We start from the raw sequence: 23,517 nt of genomic DNA on the forward strand, positions 1-23,517 counted from the left end.
GCCGCGCCGGCTCGCGCGAGCGTCACCCGGAACAGGTGACTCGCCGCGGCGGGCCACCTGTGGAACCGGTACGTTCGACGACCATGTCGACGATCTCGGGAACCGACCAGGAGCGTGGCCTCGCGCGCCTCGCCCAACGCAGCGCAGCATGGACCGAGAAGTGGTTCCCCGACGCCTACGTGTTCGCCCTGGCCGGCGTCGTGCTGGTCTCGGTGGCCGCGATGGTCAACGGCTCCTCGTTCTTCACCGTGGCCGAGACCTTCGGCGGCGGCTTCTGGGACCTGGCCACCTTCACCCTGCAGATGGCGATGGTGGTGCTGACGGGCTACGTCGTGGCGACCTCGCCGCCGGTGGCCCGGATCATCGAGCGGATCGCGCTCTATCCCTCCACCCCGCGCGGCGCAGTGGCGTTCGTGGCGCTCCTGTCGTGCCTGGTGTCGATGCTCAACTGGGGCCTCAGCCTGGTCTTCAGCGGCCTGCTCGCCCGGGCGATCGCCCGCCGCAGCGACCTGCGCACCGACTACCGGGCGCTCGGCGCCGCGGCCTACCTCGGCCTCGGTGCCGTGTGGGCGCTCGGGCTCTCCTCGTCGGCCGCGCAGCTGCAGGCCACGCCCGCGTCGCTGCCGCCGGAGCTGCTCGAGATCACCGGAGTGCTGGACTTCGGGACGACGATCCTGACCTGGCAGTCGCTGGTGATGGCCGCGGTCCTGATCGCGCTCAGCGTGGCAGTCGCGTGGGCCTCCGCGCCGCAGGGCAGGGCGATCCGCACGGCCGAGGACATGGACGTCGACCTCTCCGACGACGTGCAGGCGCTCGCTCCGCGGAGCCGGCCGGGCGAGTGGCTCGAGTACTCCCGCATCCTCCCGATCCTCATCGGCCTGCTCACCCTGGGCTGGCTGGTCCAGCAGTTCATGGACCTGCCGTTCCTCTCCGTGATCAGCAGCCTCAACGGCTACCTCATGGTCTTCCTCGTCCTCGGCCTGGTGCTGCACGGGACCCCGCGCGGCTTCCTCAACGCCGTGACGAAGGCGGTGCCCACCACGGCCGGCGTGCTGGTGCAGTTCCCGCTGTACGCCGCCATGGCCGCCGTCCTCACCCGCGCCGAGGGCCGCGGCGGGGTCACCGTCTCCGAGCACCTCGCGGACCTCTTCACCAGCATCGGCGGCGGCGGCGGTTTCGCGGTCGTCATCGCGCTCTACACCGCGCTCCTCGGCCTGCTGGTGCCGTCCGGCGGCGGCAAGTGGCTCGTCGAGGCGCCGTACGTCATGCAGTCGGCGACGGACGTCGGGATGAACCTCGGCTGGACGGTGCAGATCTACAACGCCGCCGAGGCGCTCCCCAACCTGGTCAACCCGTTCTTCATGCTGCCGCTGCTGGCGGTGCTCGGGGTGCGGGCCCGCGACCTCGTGGGCTTCACGTTCCTGCAGTTCCTCTTCCACCTGCCGGTGGTGCTGCTGCTCCTCTGGCTGCTCGGCATGACCTTCGAGTTCGTGCCTCCCGTGATGCCGTGATGCCGTGATGCCGTGATCACGTGAGCGAGGACCAGCTGCGGCAGGCGGTGGACGCGGCGATGGTGCCGATCGTCGCCTCGCTCGCCCCTGCCGGCGTGCTGGAGGCGCACTGGCTGCCCGACCGGGCCGGCGATCCCGTCGTGTGGATCCGGGTCGACACCGAGGCGTCCCGGGTGGCCGTGCAGTCCTACAGCTGGGTGCTGCCACAGGTGCAGGTCATCCTCGCGAGGCTCGGGCTGTCGCCGGAGAAGGTGATGGCCCTGCGGATGGAGGTCACCTCCGGCGAGGCGGAGGACCGGCTCTTCGGCGAGTGATGCTCGCGTCGCTCAGGCGCGTGCCTCGAGGTAGCCGAGCATCCGGTCGAAGAGGTCGTGCGCATGGCGGAGGTCCGCCGAGGCCGGTGCCGGGTCGTCCGCGTCAGGCAGTGCGACGCCGTTGCCGCGTCGGGGTGGCAGGTAGTCGTCGGCCAGCGCCGCAGCGACCCGGCTGGCGTCACGGACCACCTGAGGGTCGACCGACCAGATCGCCTCGAACCGCCGGTCGCCGTCGCCGAGCGGTCGCTCGGAGGTCAGCTCCACGGCCGTGAGGCATGCCGGGAGGTCGGCGGCGTCGCAGACCACGAACCACTCGCGCCGCAGGGGCGAGTCCTCGGGGATCCACACCTCGACCAGCGGGCCTGCCTGCGGGGACGTGGTCGACCCGTGCGCGAAGGTGACAGCCGCACGGGCGGTCCGGGCGAGCTCGTGCCAGCGATGGTGGGCGCTCTGGAGGAACTCCTGCCGCTGGAAGCCTCCGAACAGCAGGGGTTCGGCGGCCCGCGCGCAGCACTCGTCCTCGATGGCTCGGCTGAGCGCCGTGAGCGTGCGCTTCGACAGCACCCGCGGGGCGAGCTCGGGATGGAGCCGGCGCACCTCGGCGAACACCGACCGGCTCCGAGCCGGACCGGCGGTGACCCGACGTACCGCTGTGGCCAGGGACAACCCGGCGCCCCGGTGGCGCACCACCTCCGTCACCGCAGCCACGTCCGCGTCGGTGTAGCGCCGGTGGCCGCCGGCCTGCCGTGAGGGTGCGGGAAATCCGTGGCGCGACTCCCAGCTGCGGATCGTCGCGATGGGTACTCCAGTGCGGGAGGCGAGGTCGCCGATGGTCAGCGGGGCGCTGTGCACAGACTCCATCCCGACCGCAACTCCTCACCGTGCCTAGATTTGCTTTGCAGTCTTGCATAGGTTGTTGCCAGCCACGACGGGGAACGGGGAGGGACCGATGACCGCAGTGACGACCGACCAGGCGCTGCAGCGCCTGCTGGAGGCAGGGCGCGTGCGCGCGCTGGCCACCGACCCGGAGCACGCCCGACTGTGGGACGCCCTCGTCTGCGCCACCGAGGGGGGCAAGCGGTTCCGCCCCTCCCTCGTCGTCGCCCTCCACGAGGCCCTCGGCGGCGCGCTCCCCGAGGCTGCCGTGGAGGTGGGCGCGGCCGTGGAGCTGCTCCACACGTCCCTAGTCATCCACGACGACGTCATCGACGGCGACCACCTGCGCCGCGGCCGGCTCAACGTCAGCGGCACCTTCCGCGACATCGCCGCCGAGGCCGGGGCCGACCCGGGCGCTGCCGCGGGCTACGGCCGGACGGCCGCGATCCTCGCCGGCGACCTCGCCCTCGCCGCAGCCGTCCGGGCGATCGCCACGTGCGGGGCGCCCACCGAGGTGGTGCACCGGTTGCTGGACCTGTTCGACGCGGCGCTGCACACGACCGCGGCCGGCGAGCTGGCCGACGTACGCCTCTCGCTGGGCGTGAGCGCCGCGACCCTGCGGGAGAGCCTGGCCATGGAGGAGCAGAAGACCAGCGCCTACTCGTTCGCACTCCCCCTCCAGGCAGGTGCCGTCCTGGCAGGGGCCGACGAGGCGACCACCGCCCGTCTCGGGGAGGCGGGCCGGGTGCTGGGTGTCGCGTTCCAGCTCACCGACGACCTCGTCGGCGTCTTCGGCGATCCCACGCAGTCCGGCAAGAGCGCCACGTGCGACCTGCGCACCGGCAAGCAGACACCCCTGCTCGTGCACGCCCGGACCACACCGGAGTGGACGCAGATCTCCCCCTACGTCGGCCGCGACCTCGAGCCCGACGAGCTCGCCCGGGTCCAGGACATGCTCGGGACCTGCGGCTCCCGCTCCTTCGTCGAGGACCTCGCCGCCGGCCACCTCGCTGCAGCACGCGAGGTCATCGACGGGCTGGGCCTGCGGGTCGAGCTCGTGGACAGCGTCATCGCACGGTCCGCGGTCCTGCTCGCCCCTCGCGAGGTCGCCGCGTGACGCTCTTCCTCCGCCGTTCCGTCCCGCGCAACCTCTACGACACCGTCTCCGAGGACAGCGCAGCGGTCGTCATCTCGCAGTACTCCAGCTCCTTCGGCGTCGCCTCGCGGCTGCTCGCCGAGCCGGTGCGCACCCAGGTGCGCAACATCTACGCCCTGGTCCGGGTGGCCGACGAGATCGTCGACAACCCCAGCCCCGACCTGGCGCGGGAGGCGCGTGAGCGCATGCTCACCTGGCTGCTCGAGGACGTGCGCCACGCCCTCGTTGCCGGCTACAGCGCCAACCTGGTCGTGCACGCCTTCGCCCGCACCGCCCTCTCCGTCGGCATCGAGGACGACGTCGTCGAGCCCTTCTTCGCCTCGATGCGGATGGACCTCGACACCACCACCCACACTCCGGCGACCTTCGATCGCTACGTCTACGGCTCGGCGGAGGTGGTCGGGCTGATGTGCCTGCGCGCCTTCGTGGCGGCGCCGGACGGTCCGGCCGACCCCGCCGCAGCCTACGACGCCCTGTCTCCCGGTGCGCGTCGCCTCGGAGCCGCCTTCCAGAAGCTCAACTTCCTGCGTGACCTCGCCGATGACCACGACCTCCTCCACCGGACGTACTTCCCCGGCCTCGACCCGGACCGGTTCTGCGACGCCGACCGCGACCGCATCCTCGACGACATCGACGCCGACCTGGCCGCGGCATCGGCCGTCGTGCCAGAGCTGCCCCCGAGCAGCCGACGCGCGGTCAGCGCCGCGCACGCCACCTTCGCCGAGCTGTCGTCCCGGCTGCGCCGGACGTCCGCGCAGGAGATCCGCCGGTCCCGCGTCAGGGTCCCGACGGCGGTCAAGCTGCGGATCGCGGCCGGCGCTGTCTACGGAGGTCGCTCATGAAGTACGGACTGCCCGAACGGTTCTCCCGGCGCTCCGCCCCGGCTGAGGGCGAGGCCCTCCGGGTCGTGGTGATCGGTGGAGGCATTGCCGGCCTGGCGACCGCGGCGCTGCTCGCTTCGCGCGGCCACAGCGTCGACCTGCTCGAGAAGAACGACGCGCTCGGCGGGCGGGTCGGCAGCGTCGAGCGCGACGGGTTCCGCTTCGACACCGGTGCCTCCTGGTACCTCATGCCGGAGGTCTTCGAGCACTTCTTCGAGCTGCTCGGGACGACCGCGGCGGCCGAGCTCGACCTCGTCACGCTCGACCCGAGCTATCGCGTGTTCTACGAGGACCACGCCGACGCGGTCGACGTACGCCCCGACGTCGCCCACAACCGCGCCCTCTTCGAGTCGCTCGAGCCGGGAGCCGGCGAGCGCTTCGACGCCTACCTCGCCTCGGCCCACGAGACCTACGACATGGCGCTGCGACGGTTCCTCTACAGCAACTTCGACTCCGCCTCGGCGTTCCTCCACCCTGACGTCGTACGCCGGACACCGCGGCTCGGGCGGCTGCTGACCCGCTCGCTGGAGAGCCACGTCGCGGCCCAGTTCTCCGACAACCGGATCCGGCAGATCCTCGGCTATCCCGCGGTCTTCCTCGGGTCCTCTCCGAGCCGCGCGCCGAGCATGTACCACCTGATGAGCCGGCTCGACCTCGGCGACCGCGTGCTCTACCCGCAGGGCGGCTTCACCCGGCTCATCGAGGTCATCGCCGCACTGGCGGAGAAGCACGGTGCGCGCCTGCACACGGGCACCGGTGTCACCCGGATCCTCACCTCGGAGGGACCTGCCGGGACCGGTCGTCGACCCGTCGTGACCGGGGTCGAGCACGAGGTCGGCGGCGGGCACCGCACGCTCGAGGCCGACGTCGTCGTGGGCGCTGCGGACCTGCACCACCTCGAGACCGAGCTGTTGCCGACAGGCCTCCAGACGCACCCCGAGCAGTCGTGGCGCGGCCGCTCCCCCGGCCCCGGTGCCGTGCTGGCGATGCTCGGCGTGGAGGGCCAGCTGCCCCAGCTGCCGCACCACTCGCTGTTCTTCACCACCGACTGGTCGGCCAACTTCGGTGACATCTTCGGCGCCGACGCCAAGGTGCCGGACCCGGCCTCGGTCTACGTGTGCAAGCCCTCGGAGACCGACCCGTCCGTCGCGCCGGAGGGGTACGAGAACCTGTTCGTCCTCGTCCCGGTGCCCGCCGACGTGTCCATCGGCAGCGGCGGAGACGACGGCCACGGCTCGGCGACCGTCGAGCGCACCGCGGACGCCGCCATCGACCAGGTCGCCGCCTGGGCCGGCATCCCCGACCTGCGCGAGCGGATCCGGGTGCGGCACACGGTGGGACCCGAGGACTTCGCGACCCGCTACAACGCGTGGCAGGGCGGTGCCCTCGGCCTGGAGCACACCCTGCGGCAGAGCGCGTTCTTCCGGCCCGGCAACACCTCGTCGAAGGTCGACGGACTGTTCTACGCCGGCGCCAGCACCGTGCCCGGCGTGGGCCTGCCGATGTGCCTGATCAGCGCGGAGCTCGTGCTCAAGCGGTTGAGCGGTGACCGGTCGGTCGTGCCGGTGACCGGATGATCACCCCATGAGCCTTCCGCACTGGTCGTACGTCGCCATGCTGGCGTTCTGCCTCGCCGGAACGCTCCCGCTGGTGCCTGCCTTTCGGCTCACCGTGCTGCGGCAGCCGGTCCGCCTCCTGCTCACGGTCGCCATCGCCGGCACGCCGTTCCTCGTCTGGGACCTCTACGCCACCCACGCAGGGCACTGGTGGTTCGACGAGGGCCAGACGCTGCCCTGGCGGGTGGCCGGACTGCCGCTGGAGGAGATCGCCTTCTTCATCGTGATCCCGCTGGTGGCCGTGCTGACCTACGAAGCCGTCAAGGTCGCCCGTCGCAGAGGGGTGGCCAGGTGACCTACACCGCCCTCGCCGTGCTCGGCGTGCTGGTCACCGTCGCCCTCGATCGCTGGGTCGCCCGCACGCGGCTGACCAGCACCCGCGACTGGTGGTCGGCCTACGCGATCATCGTGTTCTTCCAGCTCCTCACCAACGGCTGGCTGACCGGTCGCCGCATCGTGCAGTACGACCCCGCCACGATCCTCGGCAACGACCGGGTCGTGCTCCTCGGCGAGTGGCGCCTCCTCTACGCACCGGTCGAGGACCTGCTCTTCGGCTTCGGGCTGGTCCTGCTGGCCTGCACCGCCTGGTCGTGGCTGGGCCGGCGCCGGGAGCGCACGACGTGAGCGGCCGGACCAGTGTCGCGACGCGGCTGCAGGCGATGCAGCCGACCGACCTCGGAGTCCCCGGGCCCACCTCCCTCGACATGGCGCGCGCCTTCCGCTCGGTGCGCCGCGACCCCCTCTCCTTCCTCGTGGAGGTGTCGCAGCGCTACGGCGACCTCGTCGCGTTCCCGGTCCCCGGGCCGCCGGCCCTGCTCGTCAACGACCCCGACGACGTCCGACACGTCCTGCAGACCGCCGCCCGCAACTGGGGCAAGAAGACCGTGCAGTACGGCGCCCTTTCGCGGGTCACCGGCCAGGGACTCCTCGCGTCGGCCGAGCCCGGCTGGATCGAGCACCGTCGCGTGGCGGCGCCGGCCTTCCACCACCAGCGGCTCGAGGCGGTGAGCGACCAGGTCCGGGCCGCGGCCGACGAGGCGTTCTCCGCCGGTCTCGGCGCGCTCTCCCCCGGGAGCGGCCGCGTGGTGGACGTGGCGTCCCTGACCCACCGCGTGGGCCTCGACGCCGTGGGACGTGCGCTCTTCTCCGCCGACCTGTCCGGGCACGCGCAGCAGCTCCTCGACGCGACCAGCGACGCCGCCGAGCTGGTCGTCCGGCTCGGCCGGTCGATCCTGCCCACCGCGGAGTGGGCTCCGACGCCGACCAACGTACGGCTGCGGCTGACGCGTCGCCGCCTCGATGCCATCACGTCCGACCTCATCGCCGAACGACGTGCGGCGGGGCGCCCCACGGCCGGGTCGGTGCACGGCGACGACCTGCTCGGCCTGCTGCTCGACAGCGGCATGGCCGACGCGGAGGTCCGCGACGAGCTGGTGACCATGGTCATCGCGGGCCACGAGACGGTGGCCGGTGCCCTCACCTGGACCCTCATGCTCCTGGCGGAGCACCCGGCCGCCCAGGACCGGCTCCGGAGCGAGCTCTCCGGCCTCGACCGGCCGGTGTCCCTGCTCGACCCCCGGGACCGCATCCCGTGGACCCGGGCGGTGATCGACGAGGCGCTGCGTCTCTACCCGCCGGCCTGGGCGATCTCGCGCCGTTCGCTGGGCCCGGACGTCATCGGCGGAGTCGAGGTCCCGGCCGGCACCCTCGCCATCATCAGTCCCTGGCTCGTGCACCGCCGCGCGGAGTCGTGGCCCGATCCGGCCTCCTTCCGTCCCGAGCGCTTCCTCGACCCCGCGGCCGCACGGTCCGGCTACCTCCCGTTCGGGCAGGGACCACGTCTCTGCATCGGGCGCGACTTCGCGATCGGCGAGATGGCCGTGGTGCTGGACCGGCTCCTCGTCGACCACCGGGTGGGGCTGCCGCAGGGATGGTCGCGGCCGGAGGCGCAGGCCCAGGTGGCGGTGCACCCCCGCGGAGGCATGCCCCTGCTGGTGACCAGGCTGGCAGGCACGGCGTGACCGACCTCCTGATCGTCCTCGTCCTGCTCGTGGCGGCCGCCGTGCCGCTGTGGCTCCTGCGTGACCTGCGCACGGTGCCGCAGGGCGCGGCGCGAACCACCGACGGCACCCGCGTCTCGGTCGTCGTGCCCGCGCGGGACGAGGAGCAGACGCTTCCGGGCCTGCTCCGCTCGTTGCGCGACCTGGCCGTCGCCGAGGTCATCGTGGTCGACGACGCCTCCCGCGACGCGACCGCCACCGTCGCCCACGAGGCCGGGGCACTCGTGCTGCCCGCCGGCGTCCCGCCCGACGGGTGGACGGGCAAGGCGTGGGCGTGCCACACCGGCTCCGGGGCGGCGACGGGCGACGTCCTGCTCTTCCTCGACGCCGACACGGTCCTGGCCCCCGATGCCCTCGACGGCCTGCTGCAGCTGCACGCCGACCGGGGAGGGCTCGTGTCGGTGCAGCCGTTCCACCGCGTCCTCCGCCCCTACGAGCAGCTCTCCGCCTACTTCAACGTGGTCGCCCTCATGGCGAGCGGAGCCTTCATCGGCCGGCCCCCGTCGACGCCGATGGCGTTCGGCCCCTGCCTGCTGACCTCACGCACCGACTACGACCTCGCCGGGGGCCACGAGGCCGTGCGTGGCGCGATCCTCGACGACGTACGACTGGCCGAGGCCTACGACCGCGCCGGCCTGCCGGTGACCTGCGCCGTCGGCGCGCGGTCGGTGACGATGCGCAGCTATCCGGGCGGCCTGTCCCAGCTGGTGTCCGGGTGGACCAAGAACATCGCCTCCGGCGCCTCGGCGGCCGGCACCCGCGCCTCGCTGGCCGCGGTGCTGTGGATCTGTGCCCACCACGCGGTTGCCGTCGGCGCGCTCCTGGGACTGCTCGCTGCGCTCACCGGACGGGGCGACGGATGGACCGTCGGGTCGCCCCTGGTGTGGACGCTGGCCTGGGTCGGCCTCGCCTGGCAGCTGCGCGGCATCCTGCGCCGCGCCGGCTCGTTCCGGTGGTGGACGTGGGCACTGTTCCCGCTCCCCCTGCTCGCCTTCGACCTCGTCTTCGCGCGCTCGGCGGCGCTCACCGTCGTACGCCGATCGGTGTCGTGGCGCGGACGCCCGGTCGACCTGCGCCACGAGCGGTCCGCGGAGGAGGTCGGCTGATGCTCCGCCTGCTCATGCCGCAGTGGCTCACGATCCTCGTCGACATCCTCGCCTGGGGGGTCTTCCACGCAGCCACCGGCTACGCCGCCCACCGGCTCGGCGACCGACGTCTGTCCCGGGACGGCTGGTTGCTGCGCCCGCGCGCCTTCGAGGCGGACGGGCGGTGGTATCGCCGCAGGTTGCGGATCCACCGCTGGAAGGACCGTCTCCCCGAGGCCGGGGCGCTCTTCGACGGGGGGATCAGCAAGCGCGAGCTGCCGTCCCACGACGCCGACGGGCTGGAGGTGTTCGTGCGCGAGACGCGTCGCGCCGAGCTCGCCCACTGGTGGGCGATGTGCTGCTCGCCGCTGTTCCTGATCTGGAACCCGCCGCTCGCGGCGGCGCTCCTCGTCGCCTACGGCGTGCTCGTCAACCTGCCCTTCATCGTGATCCAGCGCTACAACCGCGCCCGCACCCGGTCGCTGATCACCCGGCTCGAGCGCCGCAGGAGCGTCCGGTGACGACGCAGGCCGGACCGCGGACGCGGGTGGGAGAGGGCGGCGGGCCGGACGACGGCGCGTCCACCTCGCGCCACGGACCCGTCGCCCAGCTCCTGATCGCCTGGTCCCCGCTGAGCGCGATCCTCGTCGCCTACTGGTTGGCGCAGTGGATCACCGCACCGCTCGGCGACGGGGACGCCGACAGCACCAACCGGGTCGGTGCCGGGCTCCACGTCCTGGGGCCGGCGCGTGCCGACGAGGTGCTCGTCGGCACGGTCCCGACGGTCTGGCTGCAGGAGCGGTTCGCAGCCGGGTCCCCCCAGTGGTGGGACGCCGTGGCAGCGCTGGTCTACGTCACCCACTTCGTCGCGATCCCGCTCGTGACCGCGGTGGCGTGGTTCGCGCTGCGTCACCGCTTCCGCGAGTGGGTGGTGGCGGTGCTGACGATGTCGCTCGTCGGCATCGTGGGCTACATCGGCTATCCCGCCGCTCCCCCGTGGCTGGCGTCCGAGCGTGGCGACATCGGTGACGTCGCCCGCATCTCGGGGATCGGGTGGGACGTGATGCACCTCGACGTCGTGCGCCGGCTCACTGAGCTCGGGCAGTCCGGCAGCAACCCCGTCGCGGCCATGCCGTCCCTGCACGCGGGCGCAGCACTGCTGGTCGCGCTCTTCCTCTGGCCATCGGTGTCGCGGAGCATGCGCGCGGCGCTGGCGGCGTACGCCGTGGCGATGGCGGTCACGCTCGTCTACACCGGCGAGCACTACGTGGTCGACGTCCTCGCCGGCTGGCTGCTCGCCGCGCTGGCGGCGGCAGCGGCCGTGGCCGTGCGTCGGGGCCGTGACGCAGCGCGGCCCAGAGACCCATCCGCTCCGGACGAACGAGGTGCCCCATGACATCCCCCGCCCCCACCCGGACCGAGTCCGTGGTGCTCCTCGACGAGCACGGCCGCGCCATCGGCACTGCCGACAAGACGACCGTGCACTCCGCGGAGACCCCGCTGCACCTCGCCTTCTCCTGCTACCTCTTCGACGACGACGGCAACGTCCTCATCACCCGACGGGCACTGCACAAGCGCACGTTCGCGGGCGTGTGGACCAACGCGTGCTGCGGTCACCCCGGTCCGGGCGAGGACCTCGAGGCCGCTGTGCGCCGGCGCGTCGACCAGGAGCTCGGCATCGGCCTCGGACAGCTGCGCCTGCTGCTGCCGTCCTTCCGCTACCGCGCCGAGCAGGACGGGGTCGTCGAGAACGAGATGTGCCCGGTCTTCGCGGCGCGGGTGCCCGGCACGCGCCCCGCGGTGCACCCCGATGCCGAGGAGGTCGCCGAGGCGCTCTGGGAGCCGTGGCCGTCGTTCCGACTCGGCGTGCTGGACGGCTCTCGCGAGGTGTCGGCGTGGTGCCGCGAGCAGGTCCACCAGCTTCCCGAGGACCCCGCGTCCGCGGCGGCGGCACCGGCGGACGACCTGCCTCCTGCTGCGCGCGACTGAGCCCAGCCCACCCCACCCGGCCGCTCAGGCCCGGCGGATCCGGATCGCGCCCCTGGCCGTGGACGGGTCGACGACGCGCCCGCCCTGGGTGATCACGACCTCGCCGCGGTCGACGAGTCGGCGGGCGGCCCGCCGGGCAGGCTCCATCAACTCGCGCCAGGCGTCCTCGTCGGCCCCCCCGACGAGACGGGCCGCGTCGGAGGGACAGATGGTGGCCGTACGGGCGCGTTGGGCGAGCAGGTCGGTGATCGCCGCCTCGAGGCGGCGGTCGACGTCACCGACGCCCCGCTTGCGGCACGCCGTCGAGCAGTAGCGCACCTGGTCCCAGTCGCGCTCCCACTTCTTGCGCCACTCGATCGTGCGGCCGCAGGACTGACAGGTCTTGGGCTCCGGGGGCATGGCTCCAGTGTGCAGGCACCCCCCTTTTGACGTGCACGGTTGACTGGAGGCATGCGCGCACTCGTACAGCCCCAGTTCGGTGACCCCTCCGAGGTCCTGTCGGTCCAGGAGCTCCCCGACCCCGTGCCCGGGCCGGGCCAGGTGCTGGTCCGGGTCCTGCTGTCACCGATCCACAACCACGACCTGTGGACGGTCCGGGGCAGCTACGGCTTCAAGCCCGAGATGCCGGCGCGTGCGGGCACCGAGGCGGTCGGCGTCGTCGAGGCGCTCGGCGAGGGCGTCGAGGGCCTCACGGTCGGCCAGCGTGTCGCGAGCGGCGGCTCGTTCGGGGCGTGGGCCGAGCTCATCGTCGCCCCGGCCGCCGGCCTCATCCCGGTGCCGGACGCGATCGGCGACGAGGCAGCCGCCCAGCTGGTCTCGATGCCGTTCAGCGCGATCGCGCTGCTCGACTTCCTCGAGGTGTCCGAGGGCGACTGGATCGTGCAGAACGCCGCCAACGGCGCCGTGGGTCGCCTCCTCGCCCAGCTCGGCGAGGCGCGCGGCGTCCACGTCCTCGGACTCGTACGCCGGGCCGAGGGCGTCGACGAGCTGCGTGAGCAGGGCATCGAGCAGGTCGTCGCCACCGACGACGACGGCTGGCGCGACCGGGTCCGCGAGATCGTCGGCGACGCCCCGATCGTCGCGGGCGTCGACTCCGTGGGTGGCTCCGCCGCGGGCGACGTGGTCTCGCTCCTGGCCGACGACGGCGTCCTCGTGGTCTTCGGTGCGATGGCGTCCCCCACCCTGGAGATCGGGTCGGGCGACGTGATCTTCAAGCAGGTCGTCATCAAGGGTTTCTGGGGCAGCAAGGTCTTCCCCGCAATGGACCGCGCGAAGCGCGCCGCGCTGATGGGGGAGCTCGTCAGCGGCATCGGCTCCGGCGCCCTGACGCTGCCGGTGGAGAAGGTCTACTCCCTGGACGAGATCGCCGAGGCCGCGCGGGCCAACCAGGCACCGGGGCGACGCGGCAAGGTCCTGCTCCGCCCCTGACCCGACAGTCCGGGCTCAGCGCACCACGGCGACCGGGCAGGTGGCTCGGTGCAGGACGGCCTGGCTGACCGACCCGAGCAGCAGGCCGCTGAAGTAGCCCAGCCCGCGCGAGCCCACCACGACCAGCGAGGCGCTGGCGGAGGCGTCCACCAGGCACCGCTCGGGTGCGACCGCGACGACCTCCTGCTCCAGGCGTACGTCGGGGTGGTCCTCCCGGACGCCCGCGATGCTCTCCGAGAGCAGTCGCTCGCGCTCGTCGGTCTCCACGCTGCGTGGCGTGCTCGCCCACACGTCGGTGGACGGCACCCGGACGTGGAAGCCGTGGATCGCGACGACCGTCTCGCCGGTGGTCTCGGCCCGCCGGCAGGCGTACTCGAGCGCCGCGGCGCTGGTGCGCGACCCGTCGATGCCGACGATGATGCGCCGGGCTGCGCTGTCGCGCGGCTCCCGCACGACCACGACGGGGCAGGTGGCGTGGCGTGCGAGGTGCTGGCTCACCGAGCCGATCAGGGCCTCGCCCGCCGCTCCGTGTCCCTGGCTGCCGATCACGAGCGCCGAGGCGGACTCGGCCGCCAGCAGCAGCTCGGACACGACGGGGCCGGTGCGTTGCTCGGTGATCGCATTCGTCACGCCCTCGTCGGCCAGCGTCTTCTCGGCCTCCTCCAGGAGCGCCGAGGAGTCGAGGACGTAGCCCTCGGTCACGACGACCATTCCGCCCACACCTCCCCACGTCGGCGGCAGGATCTCGTTGACGGCAAGGACGCGCACCGGCGTGCCGGTGCGGAGGGACTCACGTGCGGTCCAGATCAGGGCGCGTCGGGCGTCGGCGGAACCGTCGTACGCCACGAGGAGGGGCAGTGTCGTTGTCATGCCTCCAGCCTCGCGCCGGCCGAGCGACGGGGGCAGAGGCGTTGGTCCCGGCCCCGTGGGACCAGGGTCCCGCCGCGCGACCGCTCCGTAGGGTGGCGCCATGACGCGCCCCATGACAGTCAGCGCCAGCACCGTCGTGTCGGCGACGCCCGACGCGATCTACGCGCAGGTGGCCGACCCGTCGCAGATGCCCCGGTGGAGCCCCGAGAACGTCGCAGGCGACGTCCCGGCCCCCGGGTCACCGCTGTCGGTCGGCGACGCGTTCGTCGGCACCAACAGGCGGGGCCGCGCGAGCTGGTCCACCCGCTGCGTCGTCACGCGCGCCGAACCGGGCCGGGAGTTCGCCTTCAAGGTCCGCCAGATCGGTCTGCGCAGCCCCCGTCTCACCAGCCGGGTGGCGACGTGGACCTACACGTTCGAGCCGGTGGCGGGCGGCACCCGCGTCACCGAGACGTGGACCGACGACCGCCGTTGGCCGGACGTGATCGCCGCCGCCTTCGACAAGGTCGCGACGGGTGGACAGCACTTCCACCAGTTCCAGCAGCGCAACATCGCCACGACGCTCCAGCGGCTGAAGGCCGACCTCGAGTCCTGAGGCAGCGGTGCCGGGTCAGTCGACCTGCATCTCGCCGAGCTCGGACCAGTCCGCCTGGTCGACCTCCTGGCTGACGATCCTCGGCGTGGACGCGAGGTACGGCGGCAGCTCGGCCTGCGCGGCCTTGAAGTGCGCGGAGCCCACGTGGGCACCACCCGCCTCGCCGTCGCGGAACGCCTCGACCAGGACGTACTCGTTCGGGTCGTCGAGGCTGCGCGACCAGTCGAACCACAAGCAGCCGTCCTCTGCCCGGGTGGCCTCGGTGAAGGCACGGGAGATCTCCGGCCACGCCTCGGCGTGCTCGGGGCGGACGGCGAACTTGGCGGTGATGAAGATCAAGACGTCTCCTCCGAAGGGGGGTGGGTCGGACGCTCACGACCCTACTGACAGCCCATGGGGTGTGACCGGCTCCGGGTCCCGCGCCTAGCGTCGAGGACCGGGCGCGCTCGCGCGTCCCCCACCACTCTTGACCACTCTTGGGAGACCCCATGCCGAACAAGCGACCGAGCAACACCCCCGACCAGCGCGGCGAGGGCGACGAGCTGCACCAGGGCGTCAAGCGCGGCGAGCGCATGACGACCGCGACGGGGACCCCGCTGGGCGACGGGCAGAACTCGCTCAAGGTCGGCGACCGCGGACCCACCCTGCTCGAGGACTTCGCCTTCCGCGACAAGATGTTCCACTTCGACCACGAGCGGATCCCGGAGCGGGTCGTGCACGCGCGCGGCTACAGCGCCCACGGCACCCTCGAGTGCCTCGACGCGATCCCCGACCTGACGCGGGCGGCGCCGTTCGCCACGAAGGGCAAGACGACCGAGGCCTTCGTGCGGTTCTCCACCGTGGCCGGCAACCTCGGCTCCCCCGACCTCGCCCGTGACGTCCGGGGCTTCGCGGTGAAGATGTACACCGAGGAGGGCAACTGGGACCTCGTCGGCAACAACATCCCGGTCTTCTTCATCCAGGACGCGACCAAGTTCCCCGACCTCGTCCACGCAGTGAAGGAGGAGCAGGACCGCGGCTGGCCGCAGGCGGCCTCGGCCCACGACACGTTCTGGGACTTCGTGTCCCTGATGCCGGAGTCGACCCACATGCTGATGTGGGCGATGAGCGACCGCGCGATCCCGCGCTCGTTCCGCTTCATGGAGGGCTTCGGCGTCCACACCTACCGCTTCGTCAACGCAGAGGGCGACGACACCTTCGTCAAGTTCCACTGGAAGCCGCGCCAGGGCATGCAGTCGGTGGTCTGGAACGAGGCGCTCAAGATCAACGGCGCCGACCCCGACTTCCACCGTCGCGACCTCCACGCAGCGATCGACAGCGGCGACTTCCCGCAGTGGGACCTCGGCGTGCAGGTCTTCGACGAGGCCTTCGCCGACGAGTTCGACTTCGACGTCCTCGACGCGACCAAGATCATCCCCGAGGAGATCCTGCCGGTGCGGATCATCGCGCGGCTCACCCTCGACCGGAACGTCGACAACATGTTCGCAGAGAACGAGCAGGTCGCCTTCGGCACCCACAACGTCATCCCGGGCATCGACTTCAGCAACGACCCGCTGCTGCAGGGGCGCAACTTCTCCTACCTCGACACCCAGCTCAAGCGGCTCGGCAGCACCAACTTCACCCAGCTCCCGGTCAACGCGCCCCGCTGCCCCGTCATGCACTTCCAGCGCGACGGCCACATGCAGACCGACCCGCAGCTCGGCCGCGGCAACTACGAACCCAACTCGCTGACCGGTGATGACCGCGGCCCGCGGGCCGACGTCGTCCACGGCTACCAGAGCGTGATGCGCGAGGAGGCGGGTCCGACCCGTCGCCTGCGGGCCGCGTCGTTCGCCGACCACTACAGCCAGGCCCGCCAGTTCTTCCTCAGCCAGACCGAGGTCGAGCAGGGCCACATCGTCGACGCCTTCTCCTTCGAGCTCGCCAAGGTGGAGGACCCGAAGATCCGCGTCCGGATGCTCGGCAACCTGCGCAACGTCCACGACGACCTCGCCCAGGGCGTGGCCGACAAGCTGGCGATGCCGCTGCCCGAGGCGGCAGAGGCAGCGGTGCCGACGCGCACCGACCTGCCGGAGTCGCCCGCGCTGAGCATCCTGCGCAACGGACCGGAGTCCTTCGCCGGCCGCAAGCTCGGTGTGCTGGTGACCCACGGCAGCGACAAGGTCGTGGTCAACGCGGTCGCCGCGGCGTTCGAGGACGCCGGTGCGGTCGTGGAGTACGTCGCTCCCGCGATCGGCCCGGTCAAGCTCAAGGGGGGCGGCACGCTGACGCCCGACCACGCCATCGACGGCGGTCCGTCGGTGCTGTTCGACGCGGTGGCGCTGCTGCCGTCGGCCGACGGTGCGAGCGACCTCGCCGGGCGCGCGAGCGCGCAGGACTTCGTCAGCGACGCCTTCGCCCACCACAAGCTCGTCGGGCTGGGCGCCGACGCCGCCGCCCTGCTGGCCGCGGCGGGGGTGGAGCCGGACGAGGGCTTCCTCGACCTCGCCTCCACCGACGACGCGACCGTGTTCGTCACCCGCTGCGCCTCGCTGAGGCACTGGGAGCGCGACGTCCGTGCGTGAGCACCGGCCCGTGCTGCTCGGCGGTCGCACCGACGCCGAGCAGCGCGCGCTGGCGGACCTCGTCGACCGCGCCCGCGAGGCGGCGGGCGACGTGCCTGCCGCGCTCGAGCTGGCCGAGGTGGTCGGCGGGCAGCTGCCGACCCCCGGCGACGGTCGTACGGGGCAGCTGTGGTCCGCGCTGGCCAGCGTGGCGGCAGCCGACCTGACCGTCGCACGCACGCTCGAGCCGCACCTCGACGCGCTCGCGATCCTGGAGCAGGCGGGCCTGACCGTCGAGCCGGGGACTTGGGGCGTCTTCGCGGCGGAGGGGCCGGGCGAGCCGCTGCGCGCGGAGCCCAGCGACACGACGTACGTCCTCAGCGGGCGCAAGCACTGGTGCTCGCTGTCGAGCGTGCTCGACCGGGCGCTGATCAGTGCGCGGGTCGGTGACGAGCGACAGCTGTTCGCCGTCGACCTGACTGCTCCCGGGGTCTCCGCGGTGTCCGGCACGTGGGTGGCGCGGGGCCTGGCCGCGGTCGACTCGGGACCGGTCGACTTCACGGACGTGCCGGCGAGCGCGGTCGGCGCCCCGGGGTGGTACCTCGAGCGGCCGGGCTTCGCCTGGGGCGGCATCGGGGTCGCGGCCGTGTGGTTCGGCGGTGCCGTCGGGATCGCCCGCCGGATGCTGGCGGCCTCGGAGAGCCGACCGCCGGACCAGGTGGCACTGATGCACCTCGGCGCGGTCGACGCCCAGGTCCACGCAGCGCGCTGCGTCCTCGAGCAGGCGTCGTACGCCGTCGACGCGGGGGTGCTGTCCGGATCGGCCGGGTGGCGCGCGGCGCTCCGGGTGCGCGAGGTCGTCGCGCTGGCCGCGGAGGACGTGCTGCGCCGCGCGGCGCACGGGCTCGGACCCGGTCCGCTCGCGACCGAAGAGGAGCACGCGCGCCGGGTGTCCGACCTCGAGCTCTACCTGCGCCAGTGGCACGCCGAGCGCGACCAGGTGGCGCTGGGACAGGACGTCGTGACCGGCGACGGGGCGCGGTGGTGACTCCGCCCGACTTCCACCACGCACGACCCGGCACGCCCGCCGACGCGTGGACCACGGCACTCGCCGCGCGGGAGCTCCCGGCGCTGTCGCTGCCGACCGCGCGCGACCGGCTCGTCGTGGCCGGTGCCCATCCCGACGACGAGACCCTGGGGGCGGGTGGTCTCATCCGGACCGCCGCTGCCGCCGGCTGGCGCGTCGAGGTCGTCACGGCCACCGCCGGGGAGGGATCGCACCCGCACTCCCCCACCCACCCCCCGCAGCGGCTGGCCGCGGCTCGGCGCGCCGAGCTGCGGGCCGCCATCAGCGTCCTCGCACCCGAGGCGACGGTCAGGTGCCTCGACCTGCCCGACGGTGGCGTCGCCGCCCACGAGTCGGACGTGGTCGCCGCCCTGGTGCGCATCATCGGGACCGACGGCGACGACGTGCTGCTGTGCGCGCCGTGGCGCGGCGACGGCCACCCCGACCACGAGGCGGTCGCGCGCGCGGCCGCGATCGCTGCCTCACGGACCGGCGCGCAGCTGCTCGAGTACCCCGTCTGGCTGTGGCACTGGGGAGGCGCGGACGACCTGCCGTGGGACGAGGCCGTCCGGTTGCCGCTCGACGCCGCCACGCTGGGCGTCAAGCGCGACGCGATCGCCGCGCACGCCAGCCAGGTACGGCCGTTGTCGGACCGGACCGGCGACGAGGTGCTGCTCGACGGCGACCTGCTGGCCCACTTCGACCGCGACGAGGTCTTCGTCGCACCGACTGGTCCGACGGAGGACGATGCGCTCGACCTCGTCCACCGCGACCGGCGCGACCCCTGGCAGGTCGACTCCTTCTACGAGCGACGCAAGCGCGCCCTCACCCTTGCCAGCCTGCCGCGCGAGCACTACGGCCGTGTCCTGGAGGTCGGCTGCTCCGTCGGGGCGCTGGCGGTCGACCTCGCCGGACGTTGCGACACGCTCCTCGCGCTCGACAGCAGCGAGACCGCGGTCGACCTCGCCCGCACCAGGACCGCGGACCTGGACCACGTCGACGTACGCGGTGCGCGGGTGCCCGGCGACTGGCCCGAGGGCCGCTTCGACCTCGTGTCGATCTCGGAGGTCGGCTACTTCCTGAGCCCGCGCGAGCTCGACGAGGTGATCGCCCGCGCCCGCGCGGCCCTCACCGACGACGGGCACCTGCTGCTGTGCCACTGGCGCCACCAGCCGGTCGGGTGGCCACTGGCGGGACCTGCCGTGCACGCAGCGTTCCTCGCCACCGGCGCGCCCGTCCTGGTCGAGCACCACGAGCCCGACTTCCTCCTGCACGTGCTGGGTCGACCGGCATGAGGGTGCCTGCAGCGGTCGGGGTCGTGATCCCGGCCCGCGACGAGGAGGTGCTCCTGCCGGCGTGCCTGGACGCGGTCGACGGCGCCGTGAGCGTGCTGCGTGAGGAGCACCCGACGATCCTGGCGCGTGTCTTCGTGGTCCTCGACGCGTGCGGCGACCGCTCGGCCGAGATCGTCGCCGGACGCCCGGAGGTCACGGCGATCGTCACGCAGGCAGGCAACGTCGGGGTCGCGCGGGCGCTCGGCGTGGCGGCCGCAGCGGACTGGGCGCTTGCCCTGGGGGTGGGATCCGGCACCGGGTCACTGTGGGTCGCCAACACCGACAGCGACAGCGTCGTGCCCCGTCACTGGTTGCGGTCCCAGGTGCGGATGGCCGGTGAGGGACGGCGACTCGTCGCGGGCAACGTCGTACCCCGCGCGAGCGACCTGACCACCGAGGAGCTGGAGCAGTGGCGTGCGCGGCACAGCTCCGCCGACGGCCACGCACACGTCCACGGCGCCAACCTCGGGTTCACGTGGGACGCCTACGAGTCGGTCGGCGGCTTCGCCCCGATCGCCACCCACGAGGACGTCGAGCTCGTGGGTGCGATGCGCCGCGCCGGGTTCGACTGGATCGCCGCCGGCGACATCGCGGTGACGACGTCGGGGCGCCGGGTGGCCCGGGCACCGGGTGGCTTCGCCGACTACCTCGAGGACATGGGCGCCTGAGCGCTCCGTCTAGGCTGGCGGTGATCGCCATGACCCAGACCGACACCCCACCGCGCAGGCTCCTGCTCGTGGTCGACGCCCCCTCGCTGCTGCACCGCAACCACCACGCGCGGGCGCACACCGGGCTGCGGGACCGGGCGGGCCGACCGATCTGGGCACTGCACGGGATGCTGCGCCAGATCCTGGAGTCGATCGACACGATCGGCCCGGACGCCGTCATCTTCGGGCTCGACGACCGCACCGGCTCGGTGCGCCGCGACGCCTACCCCGACTACAAGGCCGGCCGCGCCGAGAAGGACGCCGACCTCGTCGACCAGCTCGACCGTGCCGGTGCCCTCCTCGACGCTCTCGGCCTCGCCACGCTGACACCGCCCGGGCTCGAGGCCGACGACGTCAACGCCTCCGGCGCGACATGGGCGACGGCCAACGGCTGGGACTGCGTGATCATCACATCCGACCGCGACGCCTTCGCGCACATCAGCGCGCACACCCGCGTGCTCCGGCTGATCGACGGCGGCATCCACGGCTCGCCGATGCTCAACCCCGCGCGCCTGTTCAACATGTACGGCGTCCGCGCCGCCAACTACCTCGCCTTCGCCGCCCTGCGCGGCGACTCCAGCGACAACCTGCCGGGCGTGCAGGGCATCGGCGAGAAGACGGCCGCGATCCTGCTCGACGTGGCCGGATCGATGGACGCCGCCTGGTCCGACGTCGACCACAACGAGGGACGCGCGCTCACCGAGGCCCTCGACGACTGGGCTGCCGAGACCGGCGGACGCCGCCTCGGCGCGACCGTCGTACGCCGTCTGCGTGCCGACGGTGCGCGCGAGCGCTACGACTTCAACGTGCGGATGATGTCGGGCCAGGACGACCTCGACCTCGGCCTCACACCCGACGTGCCGGGCTCCCGCGGGCTGCTGCCGCTGGACCTGGACCGGGTGACCAAGGTGGTCGGGTTCCTCGACAACGACTTCACGACCGACCTCGCCGTGCGGGTGCTGACCGACCGCCCGGCAGCGGGCTGACCCAGCGCCGGTCTGTCAGTCCCCGCCGCCCCCGCCGCCGTCACCGCCACCGTCGGTGACGATCACGGTCATCATCGCCGAGTTCATCGACGCCACCGCCCGGGCGACCGCGTCCCCGGCCCTGACCTCCGAGGTGACCTCCTCGATGCGGGTCCTGAGGTCGCGACGCCCGAGCGTGCCCTTCTCGTCCTTCAGGACCGACGAGACGATCCCGAGCCCCTGGAGGATGGCGAGCAGGGTGGCGTCCTCGGGACGCGGGGTGGCGCCGGCGAGGACGACGCGCAGCTGCTCACGCGTACGCCGCTCCGGCACGGGATCGAGCACGGGGTACTTCGCGGGCACGAGGCCCAGGGCGCGCTTCTCCTCGATCCCGATCACGCCCGCGGCGGCGAGCGCTGCTGCCACCTGCTCCTCGACGGCGAGCCTGCGGTCCGTCACGAGCGACGACAGCTTCTTGCCGTCGCGCTCCCGGAGCCGGAGCATCGCGGCGTCGAGGGCGGGGTGCCCGGGCGGCCCGTGCTGCAGGACCGACATGCGTGGGTCCTTGTCGTCGCTCAGCGTGATGCGCTCGGCGAGCACGAGGTCGGTGATGACTGCGGCGGCGAGACCGTAGCCGCGCTGGGCAGACATGCTCTCGGGCCTGCCGTCGTCGCGACGCAGCAGCAGGAACAGCTCTTCGGCGATCAGCATGCCGTCAGACTAGGCAGCGTCCGCCGTCGTGGGATCCGTCGCCTGGTGGAGATCGACCCGCATGATCCGGGCCGCGACATCCACCGCAGGACCGAGGAGGAAGATGACCGCGAGCGTCCCGACGCCCACGGTCGCGCCGAGCAGGTAGCCCCCGATCGCTCCCCCGCCCTGGACCACGCTGTAGCTCCACCTGAAGGCGACCGGCGGGTCCCACGCGAGTGCCGCGGCCTCGGCCGGACCGGCACCGGTGTGGCTCCCGAGGTAGAGCGCGATGCCGACCGCCAGGACCGGGAAGGCCGCGGCGAGCAGGACGGCTCGCCACACCAAGTCATCCGGCGTCTCCACCAGGCCGAGTGCCACGTCGACGACCACGCCCACCAGGACGACCTGCACGACCGTGCCGATCCCCGGGTAGACCTTGCGCAGCATCGCTAGGGCCACGAGCACGGCACCGACGATCAGGTTCGCGATCCAGAAGGCCATGCCGGTCTGCAGCGCGATGCCGTTGACTAAGGTGGAGTAGCCGTCCGAGCCGAGATCGGCAGTCAGGAGCATCGCCACTCCCGTCCCGAGGACGACGCAGCCGACCAGGAGCATCGCCGTACGGCGCGGGCTGGGGATCACGTCGCCAGCATGTCAGGCGGGTGGCACCTCTTCGAACTGGTCCGCCCGGACGCGTGCCACCGGGGCGTTCGTGGTCCACACTCGGAGCATGAGCACCCGACTCTCGGCACACCCTCGTCGGACCTGGGCGATCTTCGGCTCCACCTGCGTCCTCGCGCTGGGTGCGGCCGTCGTTGCAGCCCTGAACGCCGGCGGGCCCGCCAGCGTCGGCCTGACGTTCCTGGGCGGCGCGATCGTGGTCGGCCTCGCGGCCGCTCTCATGTACGCCATCGCCTCACCCCAGCCGGACAGCCTCAGCCCGTTCGCCGGCTCGCGCGGCGGCTGGGGCGACGGCTCCGGCGGCGGCTTCGGTGACGGCGGCGGTGGCGGTGGTGGTGGCGGCGGCGGTGACGGCGGCTGCTGACACATGCCCGACACCACCGATGTGATCGCTGCGGCCGAGGCACGCGCCGCGGCGCTCGCCGACGGTGACGCCGCCCGGCTGCTCGAGCTCCTCCACCCCGACTTCTGCTGGACGACGCACACGGGGCAGGTCTTCGACCGCACCGACTACGTCCGCCGCAACACCGAGGGCGTCACGGTCTGGCGCTCCCAGGCCCTCGTCGACCCGCGCGTGCGCGTCGTCGGCGACACCGCTGTGCTTCTCGCGGAGGTGGCCGACGTGGTGCTGGGCGCCGACGGCGAGCCGGAGACCTTCCGGATGCCGATGACCCAGGTCTGGGTTCGCCGCGGCGCCGGCTGGGTGTGTCTGGCAGGACACGCAGGCCCCCGCCTCACCGCCACCCCCACCGCTGGTTGAGCAGCTCGCGCAGCCGGTCCCGTCCGCTGGTTGAGCAGGTCGCGCAGCCGGTCCCGTCCGCTGGTTGAGCAGCTCGCGCAGCCAACCCCGTCCGCTGGTTGAGCAGGTCGCGCAGCGACCGTGTCGAAACCAAGGTCCCCACCACCGCAGGTCGAGTAAGGCGCCCAGCGCGCCACCGCCGGTTGAGCAGGTCGCGCAGCGACCGTGTCGAAACCAAGGCCACAGGACGGCCTCACATCCGGGGATCACCTGTTCGGAAATACTTATCCACACCGGTCTTCTAGCAGCCCCGAGTGTCGGTGGGTCCTGCTTGACTGGTACCCATGACCACCACCTCGGACCTCCGCTCCTCGACCAGCAGCCCGCTGGTCGAGGACCTGGACGCGT

27 protein-coding genes are annotated in these 23,517 nt (G+C 72.8%); 21 read left to right on the forward strand and 6 right to left on the reverse strand.

All coding sequences use genetic code 11. The annotated features are described in order from the left end of the window. The first annotated feature begins 83 nt into the window (after window positions 1-83). Both BM127_RS18325 and BM127_RS18330 read left to right on the forward strand, forming a co-directional pair. Complete coding sequence (locus BM127_RS18325; protein ID WP_091200933.1) at window positions 84-1,511, forward strand: short-chain fatty acid transporter; 1,428 nt, start codon at window positions 84-86, stop codon at window positions 1,509-1,511. 20 nt (window positions 1,512-1,531) lie between these two features. Beyond that, window positions 1,532-1,825: a hypothetical protein gene (locus BM127_RS18330; protein WP_091200935.1), complete on the forward strand. Its 294-nt coding sequence runs from the start codon at window positions 1,532-1,534 to the stop codon at window positions 1,823-1,825. A gap of 12 nt (window positions 1,826-1,837) precedes the next feature. Here BM127_RS18330 and BM127_RS18335 read toward each other — a convergent pair whose 3' ends face one another. Next, on the reverse strand, window positions 1,838-2,686 hold the full coding sequence (locus BM127_RS18335; protein WP_091200937.1) for a DICT sensory domain-containing protein: 849 nt from the start codon (window positions 2,684-2,686) through the stop codon (window positions 1,838-1,840). Between the two features lie 88 nt (window positions 2,687-2,774). On the opposite strand from BM127_RS18335, the gene BM127_RS18340 reads away from it, so the two are divergent. The 10 genes from BM127_RS18340 to idi are packed head-to-tail and all read left to right on the forward strand — an operon-like array spanning window position 2,775 to window position 11,488. After that, window positions 2,775-3,818 (forward strand): polyprenyl synthetase family protein, encoded by a 1,044-nt coding sequence (locus BM127_RS18340; RefSeq protein ID WP_091200939.1) that lies wholly within the window; start codon window positions 2,775-2,777, stop codon window positions 3,816-3,818. Continuing rightward, a complete protein-coding gene (locus BM127_RS18345; RefSeq protein ID WP_091200941.1) occupies window positions 3,815-4,699 on the forward strand; it encodes a phytoene/squalene synthase family protein in 885 nt (294 codons plus the stop codon). The genes BM127_RS18340 and BM127_RS18345 overlap by 4 nt, the downstream gene beginning before the upstream one ends. After that, window positions 4,696-6,315, forward strand: a complete 1,620-nt coding sequence (gene crtI, locus BM127_RS18350; protein WP_091200943.1) for a phytoene desaturase family protein — start codon at window positions 4,696-4,698, stop codon at window positions 6,313-6,315. The genes BM127_RS18345 and crtI overlap by 4 nt, the downstream gene beginning before the upstream one ends. A gap of 7 nt (window positions 6,316-6,322) precedes the next feature. Then, window positions 6,323-6,649, forward strand: a complete 327-nt coding sequence (locus BM127_RS18355; RefSeq protein WP_091200945.1) for a lycopene cyclase domain-containing protein — start codon at window positions 6,323-6,325, stop codon at window positions 6,647-6,649. Beyond that, window positions 6,646-6,978, forward strand: a complete 333-nt coding sequence (locus BM127_RS18360; RefSeq protein WP_091200947.1) for a lycopene cyclase domain-containing protein — start codon at window positions 6,646-6,648, stop codon at window positions 6,976-6,978. The genes BM127_RS18355 and BM127_RS18360 overlap by 4 nt, the downstream gene beginning before the upstream one ends. Then, entirely contained in the window at window positions 6,975-8,375 is a 1,401-nt protein-coding gene (locus tag BM127_RS18365; RefSeq protein WP_091200949.1) for a cytochrome P450, read from the forward strand. The genes BM127_RS18360 and BM127_RS18365 overlap by 4 nt, the downstream gene beginning before the upstream one ends. Further along, on the forward strand, window positions 8,372-9,520 hold the full coding sequence (locus BM127_RS18370) for a glycosyltransferase family 2 protein (protein ID WP_157829587.1): 1,149 nt from the start codon (window positions 8,372-8,374) through the stop codon (window positions 9,518-9,520). The genes BM127_RS18365 and BM127_RS18370 overlap by 4 nt, the downstream gene beginning before the upstream one ends. Further along, on the forward strand, window positions 9,520-10,020 hold the full coding sequence (locus tag BM127_RS22390) for a glycosyl-4,4'-diaponeurosporenoate acyltransferase CrtO family protein (protein WP_091200953.1): 501 nt from the start codon (window positions 9,520-9,522) through the stop codon (window positions 10,018-10,020). Before BM127_RS18370 ends, BM127_RS22390 begins: the two co-directional genes overlap by 1 nt. Further along, complete coding sequence (locus BM127_RS22395) at window positions 10,017-10,895, forward strand: phosphatase PAP2 family protein (protein ID WP_091200955.1); 879 nt, start codon at window positions 10,017-10,019, stop codon at window positions 10,893-10,895. Before BM127_RS22390 ends, BM127_RS22395 begins: the two co-directional genes overlap by 4 nt. Next, entirely contained in the window at window positions 10,892-11,488 is a 597-nt protein-coding gene (idi, locus tag BM127_RS18385; protein ID WP_091200957.1) for an isopentenyl-diphosphate Delta-isomerase, read from the forward strand. Before BM127_RS22395 ends, idi begins: the two co-directional genes overlap by 4 nt. Window positions 11,489-11,512: 24 nt before the next feature. Here the strand turns inward: idi and BM127_RS18390 are convergent, their stop codons facing one another. Continuing rightward, window positions 11,513-11,887: a DUF2256 and DUF3253 domain-containing protein gene (locus BM127_RS18390; protein WP_091200959.1), complete on the reverse strand. Its 375-nt coding sequence runs from the start codon at window positions 11,885-11,887 to the stop codon at window positions 11,513-11,515. Window positions 11,888-11,938: 51 nt separating this feature from the next. Between BM127_RS18390 and BM127_RS18395 the strand changes: the two genes are divergently transcribed. Further along, window positions 11,939-12,916: a zinc-binding dehydrogenase gene (locus BM127_RS18395; RefSeq protein ID WP_091200961.1), complete on the forward strand. Its 978-nt coding sequence runs from the start codon at window positions 11,939-11,941 to the stop codon at window positions 12,914-12,916. Window positions 12,917-12,931: 15 nt separating this feature from the next. Here BM127_RS18395 and BM127_RS18400 read toward each other — a convergent pair whose 3' ends face one another. Continuing rightward, window positions 12,932-13,786, reverse strand: a complete 855-nt coding sequence (locus tag BM127_RS18400) for a universal stress protein (protein ID WP_175507451.1) — start codon at window positions 13,784-13,786, stop codon at window positions 12,932-12,934. A gap of 100 nt (window positions 13,787-13,886) precedes the next feature. Between BM127_RS18400 and BM127_RS18405 the strand changes: the two genes are divergently transcribed. Then, on the forward strand, window positions 13,887-14,381 hold the full coding sequence (locus BM127_RS18405) for an SRPBCC family protein (protein WP_091200965.1): 495 nt from the start codon (window positions 13,887-13,889) through the stop codon (window positions 14,379-14,381). Window positions 14,382-14,396: 15 nt separating this feature from the next. On the opposite strand, the gene BM127_RS18410 is transcribed toward BM127_RS18405, so the two are convergent. Then, window positions 14,397-14,720 (reverse strand): putative quinol monooxygenase, encoded by a 324-nt coding sequence (locus tag BM127_RS18410; RefSeq protein WP_091200967.1) that lies wholly within the window; start codon window positions 14,718-14,720, stop codon window positions 14,397-14,399. 149 nt (window positions 14,721-14,869) lie between these two features. Here BM127_RS18410 and BM127_RS18415 point away from each other — a divergent pair, with 149 nt between their 5' ends. The 5 genes from BM127_RS18415 to BM127_RS18435 are packed head-to-tail and all read left to right on the forward strand — an operon-like array spanning window position 14,870 to window position 21,017. Further along, window positions 14,870-16,945, forward strand: a complete 2,076-nt coding sequence (locus BM127_RS18415) for a catalase (RefSeq protein ID WP_198554363.1) — start codon at window positions 14,870-14,872, stop codon at window positions 16,943-16,945. Continuing rightward, window positions 16,938-17,972 (forward strand): acyl-CoA dehydrogenase family protein, encoded by a 1,035-nt coding sequence (locus tag BM127_RS18420; protein WP_091200969.1) that lies wholly within the window; start codon window positions 16,938-16,940, stop codon window positions 17,970-17,972. Before BM127_RS18415 ends, BM127_RS18420 begins: the two co-directional genes overlap by 8 nt. Then, window positions 17,966-19,285 carry a PIG-L family deacetylase gene (locus tag BM127_RS18425; protein ID WP_198554364.1) on the forward strand — a complete coding sequence of 440 codons (1,320 nt, stop codon included), beginning with the start codon at window positions 17,966-17,968 and terminating at the stop codon, window positions 19,283-19,285. The genes BM127_RS18420 and BM127_RS18425 overlap by 7 nt, the downstream gene beginning before the upstream one ends. Beyond that, complete coding sequence (locus BM127_RS18430) at window positions 19,282-19,992, forward strand: glycosyltransferase family 2 protein (RefSeq protein WP_091200973.1); 711 nt, start codon at window positions 19,282-19,284, stop codon at window positions 19,990-19,992. The genes BM127_RS18425 and BM127_RS18430 overlap by 4 nt, the downstream gene beginning before the upstream one ends. Before the next feature lie 29 nt (window positions 19,993-20,021). Next, window positions 20,022-21,017 (forward strand): 5'-3' exonuclease, encoded by a 996-nt coding sequence (locus tag BM127_RS18435; RefSeq protein WP_091201010.1) that lies wholly within the window; start codon window positions 20,022-20,024, stop codon window positions 21,015-21,017. 15 nt (window positions 21,018-21,032) lie between these two features. Here BM127_RS18435 and BM127_RS18440 read toward each other — a convergent pair whose 3' ends face one another. Continuing rightward, the gene (locus BM127_RS18440; protein WP_091200975.1) at window positions 21,033-21,707 is read right to left on the reverse strand and encodes a GOLPH3/VPS74 family protein; all 675 of its coding nucleotides are present in this window, start codon (window positions 21,705-21,707) and stop codon (window positions 21,033-21,035) included. 9 nt (window positions 21,708-21,716) lie between these two features. Further along, complete coding sequence (locus BM127_RS18445) at window positions 21,717-22,331, reverse strand: DUF6198 family protein (protein ID WP_139227796.1); 615 nt, start codon at window positions 22,329-22,331, stop codon at window positions 21,717-21,719. Window positions 22,332-22,419: 88 nt separating this feature from the next. Between BM127_RS18445 and BM127_RS21980 the strand changes: the two genes are divergently transcribed. Both BM127_RS21980 and BM127_RS18455 read left to right on the forward strand, forming a co-directional pair. After that, window positions 22,420-22,734 carry a hypothetical protein gene (locus BM127_RS21980; RefSeq protein ID WP_101228902.1) on the forward strand — a complete coding sequence of 105 codons (315 nt, stop codon included), beginning with the start codon at window positions 22,420-22,422 and terminating at the stop codon, window positions 22,732-22,734. 3 nt (window positions 22,735-22,737) lie between these two features. Then, the gene (locus BM127_RS18455; RefSeq protein ID WP_091200979.1) at window positions 22,738-23,130 is read left to right on the forward strand and encodes a nuclear transport factor 2 family protein; all 393 of its coding nucleotides are present in this window, start codon (window positions 22,738-22,740) and stop codon (window positions 23,128-23,130) included. Window positions 23,131-23,517 lie beyond the last annotated feature (387 nt).

The organism is Nocardioides alpinus, assembly GCF_900112035.1.
GTDB classification, from domain to species: Bacteria; Actinomycetota; Actinomycetes; order Propionibacteriales; family Nocardioidaceae; genus Nocardioides; species Nocardioides alpinus.